At 71.2% G+C, this 21600-nt stretch carries 21 protein-coding genes; 8 read left to right on the top strand and 13 right to left on the bottom strand.

Going from position 1 to position 21600, the window contains the following annotated elements; all coding sequences use genetic code 11:
- Positions 1-26: 26 nt before the first annotated feature.
- From whiA to ACLQ2S_RS11390, 7 genes are all read left to right on the top strand, one after another.
- Positions 27-1007 (top strand): DNA-binding protein WhiA, encoded by a 981-nt coding sequence (whiA, locus tag ACLQ2S_RS11360; RefSeq protein ID WP_155218486.1) that lies wholly within the window; start codon positions 27-29, stop codon positions 1005-1007.
- Between the two features lie 248 nt (positions 1008-1255).
- On the top strand, positions 1256-2260 hold the full coding sequence (gene gap / locus ACLQ2S_RS11365) for a type I glyceraldehyde-3-phosphate dehydrogenase (RefSeq protein WP_309223338.1): 1005 nt from the start codon (positions 1256-1258) through the stop codon (positions 2258-2260).
- Positions 2257-3456, top strand: coding sequence for a phosphoglycerate kinase (locus ACLQ2S_RS11370; RefSeq protein WP_309223337.1), 1200 nt, complete (start codon positions 2257-2259; stop codon positions 3454-3456). Before gap ends, ACLQ2S_RS11370 begins: the two co-directional genes overlap by 4 nt.
- A complete protein-coding gene (gene tpiA / locus ACLQ2S_RS11375; RefSeq protein WP_425701652.1) occupies positions 3456-4247 on the top strand; it encodes a triose-phosphate isomerase in 792 nt (263 codons plus the stop codon). Before ACLQ2S_RS11370 ends, tpiA begins: the two co-directional genes overlap by 1 nt.
- Before the next feature lie 95 nt (positions 4248-4342).
- Positions 4343-4603 (top strand): preprotein translocase subunit SecG, encoded by a 261-nt coding sequence (gene secG, locus ACLQ2S_RS11380; RefSeq protein WP_155218480.1) that lies wholly within the window; start codon positions 4343-4345, stop codon positions 4601-4603.
- 136 nt (positions 4604-4739) lie between these two features.
- A complete protein-coding gene (locus ACLQ2S_RS11385) occupies positions 4740-5084 on the top strand; it encodes an RNA polymerase-binding protein RbpA (RefSeq protein ID WP_309223336.1) in 345 nt (114 codons plus the stop codon).
- 63 nt (positions 5085-5147) lie between these two features.
- Positions 5148-6107, top strand: a complete 960-nt coding sequence (locus tag ACLQ2S_RS11390; protein WP_230462613.1) for a DMT family transporter — start codon at positions 5148-5150, stop codon at positions 6105-6107.
- On the opposite strand, the gene ACLQ2S_RS11395 is transcribed toward ACLQ2S_RS11390, so the two are convergent.
- Genes ACLQ2S_RS11395 through ACLQ2S_RS11450 form a run of 12 tightly spaced genes read right to left on the bottom strand, consistent with a single transcriptional unit; the run spans position 6072 to position 18743 of the window.
- Entirely contained in the window at positions 6072-6746 is a 675-nt protein-coding gene (locus ACLQ2S_RS11395; protein WP_155218478.1) for a B3/B4 domain-containing protein, read from the bottom strand. The two genes, ACLQ2S_RS11390 and ACLQ2S_RS11395, sit on opposite strands and share 36 nt — an antisense overlap.
- Positions 6743-8062 carry a Gfo/Idh/MocA family protein gene (locus tag ACLQ2S_RS11400; protein WP_155218476.1) on the bottom strand — a complete coding sequence of 440 codons (1320 nt, stop codon included), beginning with the start codon at positions 8060-8062 and terminating at the stop codon, positions 6743-6745. The genes ACLQ2S_RS11395 and ACLQ2S_RS11400 overlap by 4 nt, the downstream gene beginning before the upstream one ends.
- Positions 8059-9168, bottom strand: a complete 1110-nt coding sequence (locus ACLQ2S_RS11405) for an Ldh family oxidoreductase (protein ID WP_196222533.1) — start codon at positions 9166-9168, stop codon at positions 8059-8061. Before ACLQ2S_RS11405 ends, ACLQ2S_RS11400 begins: the two co-directional genes overlap by 4 nt.
- A gap of 10 nt (positions 9169-9178) precedes the next feature.
- Entirely contained in the window at positions 9179-10465 is a 1287-nt protein-coding gene (locus ACLQ2S_RS11410) for a M20/M25/M40 family metallo-hydrolase (protein WP_309223335.1), read from the bottom strand.
- Positions 10462-11316: a sugar phosphate isomerase/epimerase family protein gene (locus ACLQ2S_RS11415; protein WP_425701653.1), complete on the bottom strand. Its 855-nt coding sequence runs from the start codon at positions 11314-11316 to the stop codon at positions 10462-10464. The genes ACLQ2S_RS11410 and ACLQ2S_RS11415 overlap by 4 nt, the downstream gene beginning before the upstream one ends.
- Positions 11317-11321: 5 nt before the next feature.
- The gene (locus ACLQ2S_RS11420; protein WP_155218654.1) at positions 11322-12440 is read right to left on the bottom strand and encodes a DegT/DnrJ/EryC1/StrS family aminotransferase; all 1119 of its coding nucleotides are present in this window, start codon (positions 12438-12440) and stop codon (positions 11322-11324) included.
- A gap of 2 nt (positions 12441-12442) precedes the next feature.
- A complete protein-coding gene (locus tag ACLQ2S_RS11425) occupies positions 12443-13591 on the bottom strand; it encodes a DegT/DnrJ/EryC1/StrS family aminotransferase (RefSeq protein ID WP_425701654.1) in 1149 nt (382 codons plus the stop codon).
- Complete coding sequence (gene trpA, locus ACLQ2S_RS11430; RefSeq protein ID WP_155218468.1) at positions 13588-14379, bottom strand: tryptophan synthase subunit alpha; 792 nt, start codon at positions 14377-14379, stop codon at positions 13588-13590. The genes ACLQ2S_RS11425 and trpA overlap by 4 nt, the downstream gene beginning before the upstream one ends.
- Complete coding sequence (trpB, locus tag ACLQ2S_RS11435) at positions 14376-15563, bottom strand: tryptophan synthase subunit beta (RefSeq protein ID WP_155218466.1); 1188 nt, start codon at positions 15561-15563, stop codon at positions 14376-14378. The genes trpA and trpB overlap by 4 nt, the downstream gene beginning before the upstream one ends.
- On the bottom strand, positions 15560-16351 hold the full coding sequence (locus ACLQ2S_RS11440; protein ID WP_196222532.1) for an indole-3-glycerol phosphate synthase TrpC: 792 nt from the start codon (positions 16349-16351) through the stop codon (positions 15560-15562). The genes trpB and ACLQ2S_RS11440 overlap by 4 nt, the downstream gene beginning before the upstream one ends.
- 35 nt (positions 16352-16386) lie before the next feature.
- Positions 16387-17457 (bottom strand): anthranilate phosphoribosyltransferase, encoded by a 1071-nt coding sequence (gene trpD, locus ACLQ2S_RS11445; RefSeq protein WP_155218462.1) that lies wholly within the window; start codon positions 17455-17457, stop codon positions 16387-16389.
- Positions 17457-18743 carry a nucleotide sugar dehydrogenase gene (locus ACLQ2S_RS11450; protein ID WP_196222531.1) on the bottom strand — a complete coding sequence of 429 codons (1287 nt, stop codon included), beginning with the start codon at positions 18741-18743 and terminating at the stop codon, positions 17457-17459. Before ACLQ2S_RS11450 ends, trpD begins: the two co-directional genes overlap by 1 nt.
- A gap of 708 nt (positions 18744-19451) precedes the next feature.
- On the opposite strand from ACLQ2S_RS11450, the gene ACLQ2S_RS11455 reads away from it, so the two are divergent.
- Positions 19452-20939 carry a PLP-dependent aminotransferase family protein gene (locus ACLQ2S_RS11455; protein ID WP_155218458.1) on the top strand — a complete coding sequence of 496 codons (1488 nt, stop codon included), beginning with the start codon at positions 19452-19454 and terminating at the stop codon, positions 20937-20939.
- Here ACLQ2S_RS11455 and ACLQ2S_RS11460 read toward each other — a convergent pair.
- Positions 20863-21486 (bottom strand): phosphoribosylanthranilate isomerase, encoded by a 624-nt coding sequence (locus tag ACLQ2S_RS11460; RefSeq protein WP_155218456.1) that lies wholly within the window; start codon positions 21484-21486, stop codon positions 20863-20865. The genes ACLQ2S_RS11455 and ACLQ2S_RS11460 overlap by 77 nt on opposite strands.
- Positions 21487-21600: the final 114 nt, after the last annotated feature.

The following is a 21600-nucleotide window of genomic DNA, read 5'->3' on the forward strand; positions in this document are numbered from 1 at the left end:
GGAACCGGTCCGTGAGGGGACGCACAATGGCGATGACGGCTGCGGTCAAGGACGAGCTGAGTCGGGTCGACGTGCCCAAGCCCTGCTGCCGGCGGGCGGAGATGGCGGCGCTGCTGCGGTTCGCCGGTGGGCTGCACATCGTCTCCGGTCGGGTGGTGGTGGAAGCCGAACTCGACACCGGGGCGGTGGCGCGGCGGTTGCGCCGTGAGATCGCCGAGGTCTACGGCTATCCGAGCGAGATCCACGTACTCGCCTCCGGTGGGCTGCGCAAGGGCAGCCACTTCATCGTCCGCGTCGTCAAGGACGGTGAGGCCCTGGCCCGGCAGACCGGGCTGCTCGACGTGCGGGGGCGACCGGTGCGGGGGCTGCCGCCGCACGTCGTGGCCGCCAGCGTCTGCTGTGCGGTGTCCGCCTGGCGGGGGGCGTTCATGGCGCACGGCTCGTTGACCGAGCCGGGACGCTCCAGCGCCCTGGAGATCACCTGCCCCGGGCCGGAGTCGGCGCTGGCGCTGGTCGGCGCGGCCCGGCGGATCGGCATCACCGCCAAGAACCGTGAGGTACGCGGTGTCGACCGGGTGGTGGTCAAGGACGGCGACGCGATCGCCGCGTTGCTCACCCGCATCGGTGCCCACTCCAGTGTGCTCGCCTGGGAGGAGCGTCGGGTCCGGCGTGAGGTCCGGGCGACGGCCAACCGGTTGGCGAACTTCGACGATGCCAACCTGCGACGTTCCGCTCGGGCGGCGGTCGCCGCCGCGGCCCGGGTGACCCGGGCGTTGGAGATCCTCGCCGACGACGCCCCGGAGCACCTGACCTCGGCCGGTCGGCTGCGGTTGGAGCACCGGCAGGCGTCCTTGGAGGAGCTTGGCGCGTTGGCCGATCCGCCGCTGACCAAGGACGCCATCGCCGGGCGGATCCGTCGGCTGTTGGCACTGGCCGACAAGCGGGCCCGGGACCTCGGCATCCCGGATACCGAAGCGGCCGTCACGCCCGACATGCTCGTGGTCTGATAAGACGGTGGGGCGACCACCCGACGCAGCACGGCTCGGCGCGCTCGGATAAGGTCGCTGAGTACGGCAAGGGGGCCGGCACCGGTACTCCCAACCGTACCCACCGCCTCGACGGCGGTCAGGTCCCTCGGACCGCGGCGGGGTGGCCGGGATGAACCGTCAACGGCCGGCTCCAACGGTCGGCGCACACCATTTCGCCGGCCGAAGGTCTCCACGCCGGCGGACCAGAACGCGAGGAGATGGGACCTGTGACCATCCGGGTTGGCATCAACGGCTTCGGCCGGATCGGCCGTAACTTCTTCCGGGCAGTGCTGGCGTCCGGCGCTGATGTCGAGGTCGTGGCCGTCAACGACCTGACCGACAACGCGACGCTCGCTCACCTGCTCAAGTACGACAGCATCCTGGGCCGCCTCCCGCAGGAGGTCAAGGCCACGGCCGACGAGATCACCGTGGGCGGCAAGTCCATCAAGGCCTTCGCTGAGAAGGACCCGGCGGCGCTGCCGTGGGGCGACGTCGGCGCCGACGTGGTCATCGAGTCGACCGGCTTCTTCACCGACGCGACCAAGGCCAAGGCGCACATCGACGGTGGGGCCAAGAAGGTCATCATCTCCGCCCCGGCGAAGAACGAGGACGTCACGGTCGTGATGGGCGTCAACGACGACCAGTACGACGCGGCCAGCCACAACATCATCTCGAACGCCTCCTGCACCACCAACTGCCTGGCGCCGATGGCGAAGGTCCTGCACGACACGTTCGGCATCCAGCAGGGTCTGATGACCACCATCCACGCGTACACCCAGGACCAGAACCTCCAGGACGCGCCGCACAAGGACCTGCGTCGGGCCCGCGCCGCCGCGCTGAACATCGTGCCGACCTCGACCGGTGCGGCGAAGGCCATCGGCCTGGTGCTGCCGGACCTCAAGGGCAAGCTCGACGGGTACGCGCTGCGGGTGCCGATCCCGACCGGGTCCGCCACCGACCTCACCGTCACCGTCGGTCGGGACACCACCGTGGACGAGGTCAACGCCGCGCTGAAGGCCGCCGCCGAGGGCCCGCTGCGGGGCATCCTGACCTACAACGAGGACCCGATCGTCTCGGCCGACATCGTCACCGACCCGGCGTCGTGCATCTTCGACGCGCCGCTGACCAAGGTCATCGGCAACCAGGTCAAGGTCGTCGGCTGGTACGACAACGAGTGGGGCTACTCCAACCGCCTGGTCGACCTGGTGAAGCTGGTTGGTTCGTCGCTGTGAGCATCCGTAACCTCGACGACCTGCTCGCCGAGGGGGTGTCAGGTCGGCGTGTGCTGGTCCGCGCCGACCTGAACGTCCCACTCGACAAGCAGACCGGTGCCATCACGGATGACGGCCGGATCCGGGCGGTGTTGCCGACCCTGGGCGCGTTGACCGAGGCCGGAGCCAAGGTCGTCGTCTGCTCCCACCTGGGCCGGCCGAAGGGTGCGCCGGATCCGCAGTTCAGTCTCGCCCCGGTCGCGGGACGCCTCGGCGAGCTGCTCGGCACGGCGGTGCACTTCGCCACCGACACGGTGGGCGAATCCGCCCAGGCGACGGTGGCGGCGCTCGCCGACGGCGAGGTGGCCCTGCTGGAGAACCTCCGTTTCAACAAGGGTGAGACCAGTAAGGACGACGCCGAGCGGGGTGCCTTCGCCGATCGGCTCGCCGCCCTCGGTGACGTGTACGTCGACGACGCCTTCGGCGCGGTGCACCGCAAGCACGCCAGTGTCCACGATGTCCCCGCGCGGTTGCCGCACGTGGCCGGACGGCTGGTGCTGCGTGAGGTGGAGGTGCTGTCGCAGCTGACCGGCGACCCCGAGCGGCCGTATGTGGTGGTGCTCGGTGGCTCGAAGGTCTCCGACAAGCTCGCGGTGATCGAGGCGTTGCTGCCGAAGGTCGACCGGCTGCTCATCGGTGGCGGCATGTGCTTCACCTTCCTCAAGGCCCAGGGCCACGAGGTCGGTTCCTCCCTGCTGGAGGAGGAGATGGTGGAGACCTGCCGCAACCTGCTGGAGCGCTCCGAGGGCAAGATCATGCTCCCGGTCGACGTGGTGGCCGCCGAGGCGTTCGCCCCGGACGCCGCGCACGACACCGTGCCGGCCGACGGCATCCCCAGCAAGCGGGTGGGGCTGGACGTCGGCCCGAAGACGGTGGCGGGCTTCGCCGCCGCGCTCAAGGACGCCCGGACGATCTTCTGGAACGGCCCGATGGGCGTGTTCGAGATGGCCGCGTTCGCGAACGGCACCCGCGGGGTGGCCGAGGCGATCGCCGGTTCGGAGGCGTTCAGCGTGGTCGGTGGCGGTGACTCCGCCGCCGCGGTACGGGCCCTGGGGCTGGACGAGAAGGCCTTCGGGCACATCTCCACCGGTGGTGGCGCGTCCCTGGAGTACCTGGAGGGCAAGACCCTCCCCGGCATCGCGGCTCTGGAGAACTGATGGCGAGCGCTACCCGCCGGCCGTTGATGGCCGGCAACTGGAAGATGAACCTCAACCACCTCGAGGCGAACCTGCTGGTGCAGAAGCTGGCGGCCAGCCTCACCGAGAAGCAGCTGACCGAGGTGGAGACGGTGGTGCTGCCGCCGTTCACCGACCTGCGCACGGTGCAGACCGTGGTGGAGGGCGACAAGCTGCTCATCGGCTACGGCGGGCAGGATCTGTCGCCGCACGCCTCCGGCGCGTACACCGGGGATATCTCCGGCGCGATGCTGGCCAAGCTCGGCTGCACGTATGTGGTGGTCGGGCACTCCGAGCGGCGGCAGTACCACCACGAGGACGACGCGTTGGTGGGCGCCAAGGTGCAGGCGGCGCTGACCAACGGGTTGACCCCGATCCTCTGCGTGGGGGAGGGGCTGGACGTCCGGGAGCAGGGCAACCACGTGGCGCACTGCACCGAGCAACTCGACGCCGCCCTCAAGGGGCTCAGCCCGGAGCAGGTGCTCCGGGTGGTGGTCGCGTACGAGCCGGTCTGGGCGATCGGCACCGGTAAGACGGCCACCCCGGAGGACGCCCAGGAGGTCTGTGGCGCGCTGCGGGCCCGGCTGGCCGAGACGGTGGACCAGGCCACGGCCGACGGCGTACGGATCCTCTACGGTGGCTCGGTCAAGTCCTCGAACGTCGCCTCGATCATGGCGCAACCGGACGTGGACGGTGCCCTGGTGGGCGGCGCGAGCCTGGACGCCGAGGAGTTCGCGAAGATCTGCCGGTTCCCGGAGCACATTACCGGCTGATCGCTCGCTATCCTTGACTCCGCCCGTCCGCCGGTCGGTGCCGCAGTGCCCGATCTACCCGGGCGAGGATCGTAACGAGAGGACTGACCCCCGCCATGCCGCTCTGGTTCACCTACACGTTGATCGCGTTGCTGGTCATCACGAGCTTCCTGCTCGTTCTGCTCATCCTGCTGCACCGCGGCAAGGGCGGTGGAATGTCCAGCATGTTCGGCGGTGGTGTCAGCTCCAGCCTGGCCGGTTCCTCCGTGGCCGAGAAGAACCTGGATCGATACACCGTTCTGGTGGCGATCGTCTGGTTCGCCTGCATCGTCGGGCTCGGTCTCTGGCTTCGGCTTGAGGTGGGCACGGGCGTCTGAATCGATCCCCGAGGCGTACAATCTGCGCGCGGTCCGTCACTCGACGGGCCGCGCGCAGTCCGTTTCACCCGCTGCACCGCGTCGCCCGCCGTCCACCCCTCGACGGCGGTCCCCTCCGACGACAGGAGTCAGCGCCGTGCCGAACGGCCACGTCATCCGGGGCGCCCGGGTCGGGTCCGCGCCCCCACGTCTACCCGAACGCCACCAGCCGGTCCCGTGCCGGTCGGTGAGCTACTGGTGCCGCAACGGGCACCGCACCGACATCCGGATCGTCGCCGACGTGGCGGCCCCGAGCGTGTGGGACTGCCCCCGCTGCGGGCTGCCCGCCGGCCAGGACGCCCAGGATCCGCCGGGGCGGACCCGGGCCGAGCCCTACAAGACCCACCTGGCGTACGTGAAGGAACGTCGTACCGACGCCGAGGGGGAGGCGATCCTCGCCGAGGCGCTCGCCGCCCTGCGCAACCGGCGCGGCGGGGGCTGATTTCCGCCCGACCCGGCGTCCGGAGGGTCACCTCGATCGATGCCTGGGTCGTATGCTCACGCAATGGCTATGACCGGTCACCGAGTGGGGTTGCTCAGCGGGGCGCTCGCCATGGCTTTCGTGGGCAGTTCCGCTGCCGTCAGCCCGTTGCTCACGGCCTATCCGGTGTTGACCGGGCAGGCGTGGCGGTACGCGGCGGCGGCACTGTTGCTGCTGGGCTACCTGTGGTTGCGCCGGGTGCCATGGGTCCAGGTCGGCCGGTCGGACTGGCTGCGACTCGTGGTGCTCGCCGCGACCGGCCTGGCGGCCTTCAACGTGTGTCTGCTCCAGGCCGCCCGCCACACCGACCCTCCGGTGCTCGGGGCGATCGTCGGGGCGGCCCCGCTGGTGCTCGCCATCACCGGTCCGCTGCTGGCGGGTCGGCGGCCGTCGCTGCTGGTGGCGACATCGGCGGTGATCGTGGTGGTCGGCGTCGGCACCGTCCTCGGCGGGGGACACTTCAGCCTGCCCGGTGTGCTGTGGTCCCTCGGCGCGTTGGCCGGTGAGTGCCTGTTCTCCCTGCTCGCCGTCCCGCTGTTGCCCCGGCTCGGGCCGGTGCGGGTCAGTGCGTACACCTGCGCGCTGGCCAGTGTCATGCTGGCCTTGACCGCCCTGCTCGTCGAGCGGGGCGACGTCGTCACCGTGCCCACCGGCGTGGAGTTGCTGTCGCTGGCCTTCCTCGCGGTGTTCGTGACCGCAGTGGCGTTCGCGCTGTGGTACGCGGCCGTCGGGTCACTGGGCGTGGACCGGGCCGGCCTGCTGGCGGGCCTCGTCCCGGTGGCCGCCGCCCTCATCGCCGCCGGGATCGGCACCACCGACCTGTCGCTTCAGGTGCTGTTCGGCGCCGTCCTGGTCGGGGCGGGCGTGAGCCTGGGAATGGTGCCGTCCCGACGTCAACCTGACGGCGGGCCGACCGGTCCCGTGGACGGCGGCCGGTCGGCCTCGCGGTCAGCGCAGGTCGAGCAGGTCGGCGGATTGCCGTAGGGCGTCCGCCGCCTGGTCGGGGGAGATGCCGTCGACCACGCAGGCGAGCAGCAGCACCCGGCGGGTGTCCGCCCGGACGGCCTGGTGCACGCCGTCGCGGTGGGCGAAGAGAGACAGCACCCGGGCGTCGTCGGCCAGGATCAGCCGATCCGCCTCCAGGGCCACCTCCTCCTGGGCGCCGATCGGTTGCAGGCGTTCCCCGCCCTCACTGAGGGCCAGCCGGACCGGGCCGGATAGCCGCTCGGCGTCGAACACGCCGAGCGCGATCATCGTCGCCACCGCCGTCACGTTCACCGCGTCCACAGTGGGATTGATCTTCGGCCAGCCGCCGAGCGGTTTCGACCGTAGGCCACGCTCGATGAGCGCCTGGATCGACGGCGGCTGGCGGTCCGGGTCCACACCGATCTTCCGGGAGAAGCGTCGGTAGGCGTCGACCGCCGGATCCGCGCGGATCTCCGCCTTCGCCACCCCGTGCCACCGGCCGTGCTCGTGCGCCCACCGCTGCTGAACCTCACCGGCGATGACGTCACCGCCGCCCACCTCGGCCTCGACGCAGAGCACCCGGACGTCGGGGAAGGCCGCCGCGACCTGCGGAGAGACGGTTACCTCGGCCACGGGCAGGTTCGCTTGAGCAGTCATCGCACCGTCTCCAGGAATTGCAGCGGATCGCCGACCTGCAAGTTTAGGTCCTCCGCGGTGAGAACACGTTCGGTGTCGATGAGGATGTTGTAGTGGTTGGGCCAGTGGCACTCGTCGAATCCGGCGACGGTGCCGATCCGCTGACCGTTGCAGACCACCACGTCGCCCCGCTGCACCACGGTCGCCGTGGCGAACTCGGCGAAGCCGAGGAACCCGACCGCGTCCACCCGGTCACCGGGTCGACTCGGCTGGTCCGTGGTCGTCACCAGCTCGTGGAGCTCCCCTTGCCGGACACACCGCGACAGCCACGGCGACATGGTCATGCCCCGCTCGTCACGCCGGTGGAACAACAGCTTCACCAACCGCGCCACGGTCGGCCGCTTCGACGGCATCCGCAGCCGTGGTTCCTTGCGCCGGGCGATCGCGTACGCCTGCTCGACGAGCGCGACGATGTCCGGACCCGCGTCGGTGTACGCGTCACCGAGCGACACCACGTGCCGGAAATCCGCCATGATCGCGGCGTACTCGTGGTCGAGCGAGGACTTGAACCCGGGGAATCCGGCCAGCATGTCGGCGGACCGGACCGAACCGTCCTTTCCGTACACGGTGATGTCCTTGACCTCGCCCGACGGCAGGGCCCAGTCCAGCTCGACGGTGACCGGCACGCCGCTGGCGGAGCGCAGTTCGAGTTCGGCGCAGAACTCCACCCCACGGCGGACGTCGCCGATCGTGGCGTCGATGAGTTCCAGCTCGCCGACGATGGTACGGACCGCGTCCAGCGCGTTCGGGCCGTTGTCGATGACGCAGCCGCCGCCGCCCAGATCCTGGTCGAGATACCACGCCTCCGAGCCGGTGTGCTCCTCGATGCGTTCGGAGTAGCGACACACCAGACGCTCGATGGCCGTCGGATCGCCCACCCCGAGCCGCAGCGCGGCCACGTTGCGGTTGTACCGCCGGTGGAAGGCGGTGAACAGGGTCCGGCCGGACTGCCGCGCCAACGCCATCAGCTCGTGCGCGTCCGCCAGGTGGACCGTCATCGGCTTCTCGCAGCACACGTGTACGCCGGCGCGGAGCGCGTCGGCGGCGACCTCGGCGTGCACCGCGTTCGGCAGGGTCAGTACGACCGCGTCGACCAGGCCCGAGGCGAGCAGTTCCCGGTGGTCGGTGTAGGTCGCGACGCCGCTGTCGTCGGAGAAGTCCGCGAGCTTCGCCTCGTTGCGGTCGCAGACGGCGGTCAGGGTGAGGTGCTCGTCGTCCTCGATGGCCCGCAGGAAGTACGGAGCGATCACGCCGAGACCGATGACCCCGATCCTCATGCCGAACCCGCCTCGGTCAGGGCGGCCGGGACGGCCACGTCGAGTTCGGCGCCGAGGCGTACCAACTGGACGGCGACGTGCTGCGGCAGCCGGATCCCCTCGGCGTACGACACGGCGGCCCGCTCGGCCTCCGGTGCGCCCGGGTACGTGACCCGCTGTCCGGGCGCGGCCGGGGACGCCGACACGGTGTCCAACAGGGCACGGGTCTCGGTCGGGAAGCTCTCCGCGACGCCGAACGCGGCGGGGTTGATCACGAGGGCGACCTGGCCGATGTTCACGTCGTCGGCCGGCTCGGTCTCGGTCAGAGCCTCCGGCCGGGGCCCGTACGCCGCGCCCGCCAACGGCCCGCACAGCAGGTCGACCAGCAGGGCGAGGCCGTACCCCTTGGCACCGCCGGTCTGCGCCGTGCCGCCCAGCCAGGCCACGTCGGCGTGCCCGGCGAAGTACGCGTCCGGGTCGGTGGTCGTCGACCCGTCGGCGGCGACCAGCCAGCCCTCGGGCACGGGCCGTCCCTCGCGCTGGGCCGCCCGGATCTTGCCGGTGGCCACGGCGGTGGCGCTCATGTCCAGGACGAACGGCGCGCCGTGGGAGACCGGCACCGCCGCGCTGAGCGGGTTCGTGCCGAGCAGCCGCTTGACCCCGCCCAGCGGCGGAACGACGCCCTGCGCGCCGCAGTTGGACATGACGATGCCGACCAGACCGTCGGCGGCGACCCGGTTGGTGTAGTAGCCGGCGCTGCCGAAGTGGCTGCTGTTGCGCACCGTCACCATGCCGAGGCCGAGTTCACGCGCCTTGGCCGCGGCCAGGTCGACGGCGGTGACCATCGTGACGGCCCCCAGGCCGTTGTCGCCGTCGATGACGGCCGTGGTCGGGGTCTCGACCACGACCTTGGGCTGGGCGTCGGGCCGGATGCTCCCGGCGCGCAGGCGCGGGGCGTAGATTCCGGCCAGCGCGTTGGTGCCGTGGGTGGTGAAGCCGTGGATGTCGGCGTAGCAGATGACCTCGGTGGCCGTCGTCGCCGCCGGCTCGTCGAGTCCACACCGCAGCAGCACCGTCCGTACGAAGGTGGTGAGCTGCGTGTGGTCGACGGTCATGCTGTTGGCCATGTCTCTCCCGTTACTGTGTCGGCACGTGGGCGCCGAAACGCACCACGAGGTCGCGGATCTGTCTCGCATAGGTCGCCAGGTCGTCGACGCGTACCCACTCGGCTGCGGTGTGCGCGCCGTTGACGTCGAGCCGGCCCGGTCCGCACACCGCGACGTACCGGCCGGGCCCGCCGGCCCAGATGGCGTCGCAGGTGAAGGCACTGCCGTCGGCCAGGCCGTCGTGGCGGGGGAATCCCGCCGCGGCGAGCAGGTCTTCCATCTCGGGATCCCGGTTGTCGAGCACCGGCAGCCCGCGTTTGAGCCAGTCCAACCGCACCACCCGGTCCCAGTCGTCGACCAGGCGGGCGGTGAACGGGTTGTCGACGTGCGTCTTGGCGAAGACGTCACGGGCCTGGTCGACCGCCTGCTCCAGCTCGTGTGCCAGCGTCTGCGCGCTGGCCTGGTCCCGGTAGGCGATGTTGAGCAGCAGCTCACCCTCGCCGTACACCCGGTTGTGCGCGGTCCCGGTGTGCAGACCGGCGACGCAGAGCTTCGCGCCGAGGGCGGCCGCCCGGGGGCCGACGGTGCGGGCCAGGTGGTCGGCGAGGAAACCCAACGCCACCGTGGCGTTGTGCCCGTCGGTGGGGTGGTCGTCCGTGCTGCCCTCGCCGAGGACCCGCAGCCGGGGGGTCATGGCCGCCGTGCACGCGTCCAGCACCCGACCGCCGGTGGGCTCGGCGAACAGCATCAGCCGACCGGTGTAACCCAACCGGGTCAGCCATCGGGTGCCGAGGACGCCCATCGCGCCGCCCTCCTCACCCGGCACGCTGGTGAGCATGACCTCGATGCGGCGGGCCAGCGAGGGGTCGTCGGCGAACGCGGCGGCGACGCCTACCGCGGCGGCCACCCCGGGGCCCTTGTCGTCGACGGCACCCCGGCCGTGCAGGATGTCGCCGTCCAGGCGCGGCGCGATGTGCGGGCCGACGGTGTCGACGTGGAAGTTGATGACCAGCCGTCGCTCCGGCGGTGCCGGGTCGCCCATCGCCACCACCAGGGAGGGCTGGGCGGCGAGGAAGGTGTCGGGGTCGGCTTCCAGGGCCCGCCGCACCGGCATCGGGACGTCCTCGGCGGTGATGCTCCGCGTGTCCGGGCTGGCGAAGTGGCGGACCTGGAAACCGCGCTCGCTCGCCCCGGCGAGGAACACCTCCTGTGCCTGCCGGGTGGCGGCGAGCCCGCCGCCCTCCAGCGGCGACACCGAGTCCACCGCCATGAACTCCCGCAGCCAGTCCAGGTCGGGCTCGGTCCAACAGGGGGTCACGGCCGCGCCGCCTCGTCGACGATGGCGCGGAAGCGCGTCGCGTACGCCCGGTAGCTCTGCTCCAACTGCCCGGGGTCACCCGAGACCTTGAGGTGCGGGATGTGCGCCACGTGCGGCTCCAGGCTGTACCAGCCCTGGTAACCGGCCGCCTCCAGTTGGCGGATGCAACCGGCCAGGTCCAGCTCGCCGGAGTCGGGCAGGGTGAACTCGGCCTGGCCGTCCGGGTTGCGGTGGCCGTTCTTGACGTGGACGTGCTCGACCCAGGGCAGCACCTTGGCGAGGAACTCCTCGGCCTGGTAGCCGTACGCCAGGCCGTTGCCCACATCGAAGATCAGCCTGAGGTGCGCACTGTCGACGTGGTCGAGCATGCGCAGCGTGTTCGCGGCGGAGACGCCCGCCCAGCCCTGGCAGTTCTCGTGCAGCAGCACCACACCGAGTCGGCCCGCCTCGTCGGTCAGCACCCGCATGCGGCGCAGCGACTCCGCGGCCCACGCCTCGTCCGACCAGCCGTCGTTGGGGTACGACATGACGCGCAGCCACCGACAGCCCAGGGCGTGCGCGACCGCCGCGGTGCGGTCCAGGATCGACAGTTCGGTGTCCAGGTCGGTGGCGACGGTGGTGGACCAGTTGCCGATCGGCGTGTCCAGCACCGGCACCCGCAGCCCGCTCGCCTCGATCTGCCGGCGCAGGTCGGCCACCTCGTCGGCGTCGAGGTCGTGCAGGCCCCGACCGTCGACCGTGCGCAGTTCCACGCCGGACATGCCCAGGTCGCGGTGCACGTCGAGCTGCCGCGCGAGGCCGGGTGCGGCCTCGTCGCCGATGCCGCAGACCCGGTTGGCCCAGATGCTCACCGCCGTCATGCCTCCTGCCGGTAGAAGCGGGCGATCTCCTCGACGACCCGCTCGACGGTTCCGGCGGGCAGTTCCGGATGCAACGGCAGCGCCAGGCACTCGCGGGACAGTCGCTCGGCGACCGGGAAGTCACCCGGTGCGTGACCGAGGTGGCGGAACGCGGGTTGCAGGTGCAGCGGGCGGGGGTAGTAGACCTTCGTCTCGATACCGCGTCCGGCCAGGTAGGCGCGCAGGTTGTCGCGCTGCGGCGCGCGTACGACGTAGGTGTAGACGGCCTGCTCGCCGAGGTCCCCGGCGGGCGTCAGCACGGCGGGTGCCGCCTCACGCAGCAGGTCGTTGTACTGGCGGGCCAGCCGGCGACGCTCGGCGAGGAACCGGTCCAGGTGGGGCAGCCGGCGCAGCAGGAACAGCGCCGTGACCTCGTCCATCCGACTGTTGAAGCCGACCATGTGGTGCAGGAACCGGACCTTCAGGTCCTGACCGTGGTTGCGCAGCATCCGGCAGGTGGTGGCCAACTCCGCATCGTCGGTGACGATCATTCCGGCGTCGCCGATCCCGCCCAACGGCTTGCCGGGGAAGAAGGAGTACACCCCGGCGTCGCCGTAGCGTCCGGCGGGCCGACCCGCGACCTGACCGCCCAGCGCGACGGCGCTGTCCTCGATCAGGCGCATCGAGTGGCGGTCGGCCAGCGCCCGTAGCGCCGGCATGTCGGGGCTGCTCGCGAAGAGGTACGCCGGAATCACGGCTCGGCTCGCCGTGGTGCGGACCGCCTCGACGCTCTGCGCGGTCAGCATCGCCGTGTCGTAGTCGACGTCGGCGAAGACCGGACGGGCACCGCGCAGCGCCACCGTGCTCGCCGAGGAGATGAACGAGAAGGCGGGGGTGACGACGTCGTCGCCGGGCCCGATCTCCATGGCCGTGAGGATCACCGTCAACGCGCCGGTGCCGCTGGCGACGGCGATCGCCTCGGCGGCACCGGTCCGCTGCGCCACCGCCGCCTCGAGGGCGGCGACCCGGGACTTGAGGATGAACTCGTCCGACTCGCCGACCTCCCGGACCGCGGCCAGGATGTCCTCGGTCCACTCGGCGTACCGGGTGGGGTAGTCGAAGTACGGGACTGCCATGCTCACGCGTGCTCCCGGTAGAACTCGTGGATCAGGTCGCAGACCCGGTCGACCTGCTCGTCGGTCAGGTCGGGGTACATCGGCAGTCCGACCGCCCGCTGGCTGGCCGCCTTGGCGACCGGTACGGGTTGGTCCACCCGGGCACGGGTGGTGAGGCAGGGCTGCTCGGTGAGCGGCCGGGGGTAGTACACCTCGGTGCCCACGCCGTGCGTGGTGAGGTACGCGACCAGCTCGTCACGTCGCTCGCACTCGATCAGGTAGACGTAGTAGACGAGGTTGCTCTGCCGTCGGGCGGGCGCGAGCCAGGGGGTACGCACCAGGGGCGCGAGTTCGCCGAGGCGCTGGTCGTAGCGGGCCGCCACCTCCGCCCGCCGGACGATCTCCGCGTCCAGCGTCTGCAACCGCCAGAGCAGGAAAGCCGCCTGAAGCTCGTCGCATCGGCTGTTGTAGCCGAGTTCGAGGTACTCGTAGGAGCCGTCGCTCGGTTGCCCGTGGCAGCGCAGTTGGCGTGCCGTGCGGGCGAGCTCCTCGTCGTCGGTGAGCAGCATGCCCGCGTCGCCCAGGGCACCGAGCGTCTTGGTGGGAAAGAACGAGAGCACCCCGGCCCGGCCCCAGCGGCCGGCGTGCCGACCGTCGATGTGCATGCCGATGCCTTCGGCGCTGTCCTCCAGCAGTTGCAGGCCGTGCTCGTCGGCCACCTCGCGCAACGCCACCATGTCCGCCATCTGGGTGAACAGGTGCACTGGCATGATCGCCCGGGTCCGGTCCGTGACGGCGGCGCGGACCCGCTCGGGGTCCAGCGCGTAGGAGCCGGGCTGGATGTCGACCAGGACCGGTTTGGCGCCGACGTGCAGGACCGAGGAGGCGCTGGCGAAGAAGGTGTACGCGGGGACGATCACCTCGTCGCCGGGGCCGATCCCGGCCGCCCGCAGCATGATGATCAACGCGTCCGTGCCGTTGTTCACCGCCACGGTGTGCCGGGCGCCGGTGCGTTCCGCGATCGCCCGTTCCAGTTCCTCGCCCACCGGCCCGAAGGTGAACCGGCCGGTGTCGGTGACCTTGCGCAGCGTGGCTTCGAGCCCGGTCCAGTCCCGCCGGATGGAGGCCGCGCCGCTGAAGAACGGCACGGCGGTGGTGGTCGGAGCACTCATCGGCAGGCCTCCTTCAGCTCACCGATCAGCGCCGTCGTCTCCGCGATCCGTTGCTGCCAGGTGGTGGCCGCGCCGATCCGCTTGAGCAGCGCGCTGCCGACGATGACGCCGTCCACCTTGCCCCGGAGGGCGGCGACGTGCTCCGGCCGCGAGATGCCGAAGCCCACCGCGACGGGCGTGGTCGCCGCGGCGCGGACCCGGGCGAGGTAGGCGTCGAGGCCGTCGGCAAGCCGATCCCGGACGCCGGTCACCCCGTTGTCGGCCAGGCAGTACAGGAATCCGCGGGACTTCTGCGCGGTGCGGCGCAACCGCTCGGGACTGCTGCCCGGAGCGGCGAAGAAGACCTGGCCCAGGTTGTGCCGTTCCGCCTCCACCAGCCAGTCACTGCTCTCGGTGGCCGGCAGGTCCGGCACGATGAAGCCGTCCGCGCCGGCCGACGCCGCGTCGGCGAAGAGTTTCGGCAGCCCGTACCGGAGGAACGGGTTGCAGTACCCCATCAGCATGATCGGCACGTCGTTGCCGGTGGCCCGCACCTTGGCGACCAGGTCGAGCGTCGCCGCCACCGTCACGCCGGCGCGCAGCGCCTGCTGGGTGGTGGCCTGGATGACCGGTCCGTCGCCGAGCGGGTCGGAGAACGGCGCCCCCAGTTCGATGATGTCGGCACCGGCCGCGCAGGCGGCGTCGACCAGGTTGACGGTCTCGTCGAGGTTCGGGTAACCGGCGGTCAGGTAGGCCACCAGCGCGGTCTCGCGCTGGCTGTCCGCGAACGCGTGCTCAAGTCGCCTCACCGATCTGCTCCATCCCGTTCGCGTAGCGCCGCCAGGGCGCTGACCAGGTCCTTGTCGCCACGTCCGGACAGGTTCACCAGGATGTTGCTGCCGCTGGGCAGTTCCTCCGCCAGTTCGAGCGCGCCGGCCACCGCGTGGGCGGACTCAAGGGCGGGGATGATGCCCTCGGCGCGGCTGAGCAGCGCGAAGGTGCTGAGCGCCTGGTCGTCGCTGGCCGTGCGGTACTCGACCCGGCCGGTGTCCTTGAAGTGGCTGTGCTCCGGTCCGACGCCGGGGTAGTCCAGTCCCGGTGCCACGCTGTGGGTCAGCAGGATCTGGCCGTCGTCGTCCTGGAGGAGGTAGGTGCGGGTGCCCTGTAGCACGCCCGGCTCGCCGTAGAGCAGCGGCGCGGCGTGCCGGCCGCCCGGACCCAACCCTTCGCCGGCCGCCTGGATGCCGACCAGGCGGACCGGGTCGTCGAGGAACGCGCTGAACATCCCGACCGAGTTGCTGCCGCCGCCGACGCAGGCCACCACCGCGTCGGGCAGACCGCCCACGGCGTCCTGGAACTGCTGCCGGGCCTCCCGGCCGATGACGGACTGGAAGCCGCGCACGATCGTGGGGAAGGGGTGCGGCCCGACCACCGAGCCGAGCAGGTAGTGAGTGGAGTCGGGGTGGGCGATCCAGTCGCGGATGGCCTCGTTGATGGCGTCCTTGAGCGTCGCCGTGCCGTTGTCGACCAGGCGTACCTCGGCTCCGAGCAACTCCATCCGCTGCACGTTCGGCGCCTGCCGCTCGGCGTCGACGCGTCCCATGTAGATGGTCGCGTCGAGTTGCAGGTGGGCGCAGGCCGCGGCGACGGCCACACCGTGCTGTCCGGCGCCGGTCTCGGCGATGATGCGTTGCTTGCCGATGCGCCGGGCGAGCAGGGCCTGTCCGATCGCATTGTTGATCTTGTGGGCGCCGGTGTGGGTCAGGTCCTCCCGCTTGAGCCAGAGGGTGCAGCCGTTGGTCTCGACCCCCAACCTGCGAAGCCTGGTCAGCGGGGTGGGCCGCCCGATGAACCTGTTCAGCAGGTCGTCCAACTCGCCGAGGAACTCCTCGCTGGCCTGTGCCTTCTGGTACGCCGCCTCCAGTTCCTCCAACGGAGCCACCAACGTCTCCGCCACGAACTGGCCGCCGTACCCGCCGAACCACCCGCTCATCGCACGGCCTGCGCAATCCGGACGCCGCGCAGCGAACGGAGCTTCTCCGCCGGGTCGTCACTGGTCAGCAGGCTCTCGCCGATCAACGCGGCGTGGAAGCCGTGGGCGCCGATGCGGGCCAGGTCGGCCGGCGTGTGCAGGCCGCTCTCGCTCACCGTCAGCACGCCTGGCGGGATCAGTTGGCGTAGCCGCTGGGAGTTGTCCAGGTCGACCTCGAAGGTGCGCAGGTCGCGGTTGTTCACGCCGATGATCCGGGCACCGGCCCGCACGGCCCGCTCCACCTCCTCCTCGGTGAACGTCTCGACCAGCGCGTCGAGTCCGAGCCCGTCGGCGGCGGCGAGGAGGTCGGCGAGCAGGGCGTCGTCGACCGACCGGACGATGACCAGTACCGCGTCCGCGCCGCAGTCGTGTGCCAGCTGCACCTGCCGCACGTCGACCAGGAAGTCCTTGAACAGCACCGGAACGGTGACCTCGGCGTCGTTGGCCACCTGCGCCACCAGGTCCGGTGAGCCGCCGAAGTAGGGGGTGTCGGCCAGGACCGACACCGCGGCGGCTCCGGCCCCGGCGTACGTGCGGGCCAGCGGCACCGCCTCGGCCAGGGGCAGCAGGTCGCCCTTGGACGGCGACTTCGGCTTGACCTCGGCGATGATGCCCACCTCGGTGCCGTTCAGGGCGGCGGCGAAGGTGCCGGCACGGGCGGGCGTGGCCCGCTCGCCGGCCGCCGACACGGGCGCACGCGCGCCGGACCAGGCCGACCGCTTTGCCGCGACGATGTCGTCGAGATGCATGCGGAACTCCTTGCTGCTGGGTAGTGGTGACCGCGTCATCGCGCGTCGCGTTCGGAGGTGGTGACGGCAACTGGCTCGTGGCGGAGGTCCGCGAGCAGGGCGGCGGCGCGCCCGCTGCCGACCGCTTCCCGGGACAGTTCCAGCCCGTCGGCGAGGTCCTCGGCCAGACCGGCGAGATGCACCGCGGCTGCCGCGTTGAGCAGGCACGTGTCGGTGACCGGCCGGGGCGCGACGCCGGTGAGGATGTCGCGTACCAGCTGGGCGTTGTGCCGGGCGTCGCCGCCCCGCAGCTCGTCGAGCCCGGCCGGTGCCACGGGCAGGTCGCGCGGGTCGACACGGAAGGTCTCGGTCCGACCCCGGGCGACCGCGATGACCGTGCTGGGTTCGGCGGTGGACAACTCGTCGAGACCGGAGGCGCTGCGTACGACCCAGGTGGGCGTGTCGCCCAGCTCCGCCGCAGCCGCCGCGAGGACTTCCTGCTCGCGTGCGTCGGCCGCGCCGACCAGACGCGCGGTCAGCGGCACCGGGTTCGCCAACGGCCCCGACAGGTTGAAGATCGTCCGGAAGCCGAGCCGTCGACGAAGCGGCGCCAGGGTCCGCATGGCCGGGTGCACGGCGGGCGTGAAGAGGAAGGCGAAGCGGTGTCGACGCAGCGAGTCGACGATGTCGGGCGACGGGTCGACCGGTACGCCGAGCGCCTCCAGCAGGTCGGCGCTGCCGCACCGGCTCGTCGCGGCCCGGTTGCCGGCCTTGGCGACGGTGGCGCCCGCGGCCGTGGCGATCAGGGCGGCGACCGTGGAGATGTTGACCGAATCGCTGCCGTCCCCGCCGGTGCCCACGATGTCGACCGCCGGGTCCGTCCAGGCCACCGGCGGCGCGGCGGCGAGGACGACCCGGACGGTCGCCGCGACCTCGGTCGCGGACGGGCCCTTGGCGGCCAGTGCGGTGAGCAGGGCCGCCGCGTCGGTGTCGTCCGCACCGGACAGCAGGGCGGTCAGCGCCCGCGCCGCCGTCGTCGCGTCGAGGTCCGCCCCCGCGACGGCCGACCGGGTGGCCGACCGGAGGAACGACGCGTCGTGCTCGGCCAGGGTTCGCGAGGTGGGCATCACAGGATTTCGACGTTGTCGGCCGGTGCCAGCACGTTGCGGGTGTCCAGCACCAGCGGCGCGGCGCTCCAGTGCGGGTCCGCCGCGATGCGGTTGTGCGGGGTCACCAGCACGACGCAGTCCTGTGCCGCGAGTTCGGTGGGCGTCCAGGCCGCCACGGGCACCGACTGGCCGTCGAGGACCATCGACGGCACCAGCGGGTCGTAGTAGCTGACCTGTGCGCCGCACTGCCGCAGCGCCCGGATGATGTCCAGGGCCGGGGCGTTGCGTAGGTCGGCCACGCCCTCCTTGTAGCTGACGCCGACGATCAGCACCCGGGCCTGCTGGATCGTCCCGCCCCGGGCCACGAGCAGCTCCCGGATCCGGTCGACGACCTGCCCCGGGCGCTCGGTGATCCGGCGGTGTGCGGCGGTGACCAGGCTGAGGTCCGTGCCGGCCAGTTCCGCGAGGGGCCGGAGGAAGAGCGGGTCGACCGGGATGCACTCACCGCCCACCCCGGGGCCGGGGTAGTGCGCGAGGAAGCCGTACGGCTTGGTCGCCGCTGCGTCGATGACCTCCCGGACCGGGATCCGCAGGTGCCGGCAGAGGTCGGACAGCTCCAGGCTCAGCGCGATGTTGACCAGCCGGAACGTGTTCTCGAAGACCTTCGCCAGCTCGGCGACCTCCGGGCTGGAGACCGGGTGGACCTGCTCGCACACCTGCTCGAACAGCAGCGTGGCCCGGCGGGTGCACTCGGCGGTGAGGCCGCCGACCAGTTTGGGCGTGTTGGTCATCCGCCATCCGTCGGCGTTCGCCGGGTTGATCCGCTCCGGAGCCATCGCCAGATAGAGGTCGGTGCCGATGCGGATGCCGCCCTCGCTGGTGAGCCGACGCGCTGCGGCGGACGTGGTCCCCGGTGGGATGGTGGACTGCAACACCAGCAACGTGCCCGGTCGTAGGTGGGGAACCACCGCGGCGAGGGCCCCGTCGACGTGCGACAGGTCGGCGACGCCGTCGGCGGTGGGGGTCGGGACGCAGACGACCACGGCGTCGGCCACCGCCATCGCGTCCGGAGACGTCCCCACCGACAGCTTCAGGCGAAGCTCCTCCAATTCCAGGTCCGAGACGTCGGGAAGGTAGGACTCGCCCCGGACTATCGCGTTGATCTTCTCGGTGTCCGTGTCGAGGCCGACCACCGAAAAGCCCGCCGCGGCGAAACCGGTAGCCAGTGGCAGGCCGGTGTAGCCGAGCCCGACGATGCCGACGACAGCCTTTCGGCTTTCGATGAGGCGATCAAAGTCGGACACCTCGACAACGGCGCAGGCATGCGGGTCCGATGCTCGGGAATCGGTGGGCGAGCTGACCATGCTAACCATTCGTACAGCTCCAAGCGGTGGGCGTGATTGCTCGGCCACTGAGTGCCGGCGGCGATTCAATCAGCCGCTCGGTGGCCCGGCCCAGACCACTGAACCTGGCCGTCGGCAGACCAGGGCCGGATCCGTTGCGAATCGTCTGCCTTGACCTGGGTGTCGTCCACGTATCGGTCAATCTTCGCTCGGCCGGACTGTCGTGCGTGTGCACCATCCGGACAGTCATTGTCGCTTATATGCTGGGCTTTCTGGTTACCCGCGTCCATGCGTATCGCAGGAGCGAGTACCAAAGCGTCTAAATGGGCGCAGGCTGGTGTTCCAGGTTGATCAACGGCCACGCTCCGTTCCGCCGTGCCTACTGGTCGTCGCTGGACGTATTCCGACCGATTAGGCCAAAAAGCGCGCTACGGTACGGCTCGGGAGGCCGCGATTGGACGCTGCACGCCGACTGGGTGGCGCTCTGGTCGTCAGCCGCGATTCGGGTGGATGCGGTGCCGGGCTAGAATCCACCCTGCGGGCCATTGTGGGTGGGGCAGCGGCCATCGGACTCGGTCATTGGCGACCGACATCAAGCTCCGCACGTGACATCCGATGAGCAATAGCCGAGGGGCGGCGACGCTGTCGTGCTGAGGGGGCAATTTCAGAATGTCGTGGCATCTGACAATCAGCGTTTGCAGGGACATCGACGAGCCGCTTAGTCGGCAGATCCAGAGCGCCATCAAGGAGAAGATTCGAAATGGCGTTCTCCTGCCCGGCGTGCCGCTGCCGTCGAGCCGCCTGTTGGCGCGTGACATTGGGGTGTCCCGCTCTGTGGTCGTCGAGGCGTACGAGCAGATGAGCGCCGAGGGGTATCTGGAGGCCGTCCAGGGCTCGGGTACCCGCGTTGCCACCCGCTCCATCGCCGGTGCGGACCGCAGGTCCAGGCTCGACGAGCCGTCGGCGCCGCCCGTGCGCTGGGACCTGCGGGTCGGCGCGACGGACGTGACGAACTTTCCCCTTCAGGAGTGGCTGTCGTGCTACCAGCGGGCCACGCAGAGCCTCGGGCCCAGCGGCTTGAGCTACCCGCCGATATCCGGCATCGCGTCGTTGCGTACGGAGTTGGCCAGCTACCTCGGCCGGGTGCGGGGCGTACGGGTGGAGCCCGCCCACACCATGGTCACGCTGGGCTTCGCGCACGGTCTCGGGCTGCTCTGCCGCACCCTGCCGACGATGGGCATCGACCGGATCGGCGTCGAGAACCCCGGCAGCGGCAAGCAGTTGCAGTTCATCCGCAGCACCGGGATGCGCGCGGTACCGGTGCCGGTGGATGCCGACGGGGTCGACATCGACGCCCTGACGCGTAGTGGCGTCCGGGCTGTCCTGGTCACCGCGGCACACCAGTTCCCCACCGGGGCGACGATGCCGCCCCAACGTCGGCAGGCGCTGTTGCGGTGGGCGAGTGACGTCAACGGCATCATCATCGAGGACGACTACGACACGGAGTTCTGGTTCGACCAGCGGGAACGGCCGCCGGCGATCCAGGGCTGCGACCCGGAGCGGGTGGTCTACGGCGGGAGCCTGAGCAAGGTGCTCGCCCCCGGGTTGCGCCTCGGTTGGCTCGCCCTGCCGGAATGGCTCGTCGGTGCGGTCGAAGCAGCGCGGGCCAGCTCGGACCAGGGCTGCGACAGCATCACCCAGCTGGCCGTGTCGGAGTTCCTCCGCGCGGGACTGCTCGACCGGCACCTGCGCCGGTTGCGGCCGAGGTACCGCTCCAGGCTGGAGACCGTGGTCCAGGCGGTCCGGCGACACCTGCCCGGGGCGAGCATCAGGGGCGCGTCGGCGGGCCGGCACGTCTACGTCGAACTGCCCCACCACGTGGACGAGGCGGCGGTCGTCGAGGGAGCGTTGCGCCGGTCGGTCCTGCTGCGCGGTGGCGGGCACTTCCGGCTCGCCGAGATTCCCGGCGTCACCCCCCGCCCGGCCCTGGTCATCGGCTACTCGTCGGTGCGGCCCAGTGACATCAACGAGGCGCTCGCCCGCGTCGGCGAGGCGTACGCGCCGTACGCGGGCCGACGGGCTAGTCGGCCTGCGGTGCACCTGACTCGTGCGATCGGGCAGCCGCTACGAATTCCGCGATCAGCTGCGGTTCCTTGATGCCCCGACGCACCTCCACCCCGCTGGAGACGTCGACCCCCCAGGGGGACAGCGCCGCGACGGCGGTCGCGACGTTGTCCGGGCTGAGGCCACCGGCCAGCATCCACCGCCCGGCCACCGGCTTCGTCTCCAGCGACGACCAGTTCCACTGGTTGCCGGAACCCGGCTGGGGGGAGTCGATGATCAGCATGTCCTCGCCGTACGAGCCGGGGCGCAGGTCGCCACCGCCGGCCACGGACGTCGCCCTGATCAGGGCGACGTCCAGGTCGCGCAGCGCCGCGTAGTGTTCGCGGGACTCACCGCCGTGCAGCTGCACCGCCCGAAGTCCCGCCGTGGTCACACACTCGCGGATGACGTCGACCGGCTCACCCCGGAACACTCCGACGGTCAGCACCTGCGGCGGCACCTCGGCCGCCAGGCGGCCGGCCTCCGTCGGGGTGACCCGACGCACGCTCTCGGTCAGCATGAAGCCCACCGCGTCCACCCCGGCGTGCACGGCGGCGGCGACGTCGGTCGAGGTCCGTAGGCCGCAGACTTTGATGAACAAGCGATCCTCCTTCGGCATCTCACATTCTGCCCGGCGGCCCGGCGGCCCGGCGGCCCGGCGGCCCGGCGGCCCGGCGGCCCGGCGGCCCGGCGGCCCGGCGGCCCGGCGGCCCGG

Origin of the sequence: Micromonospora sp. DT48 (genome assembly GCF_049844495.1) — a bacterium.
Taxonomy (GTDB): Bacteria; Actinomycetota; Actinomycetes; order Mycobacteriales; family Micromonosporaceae; genus Micromonospora.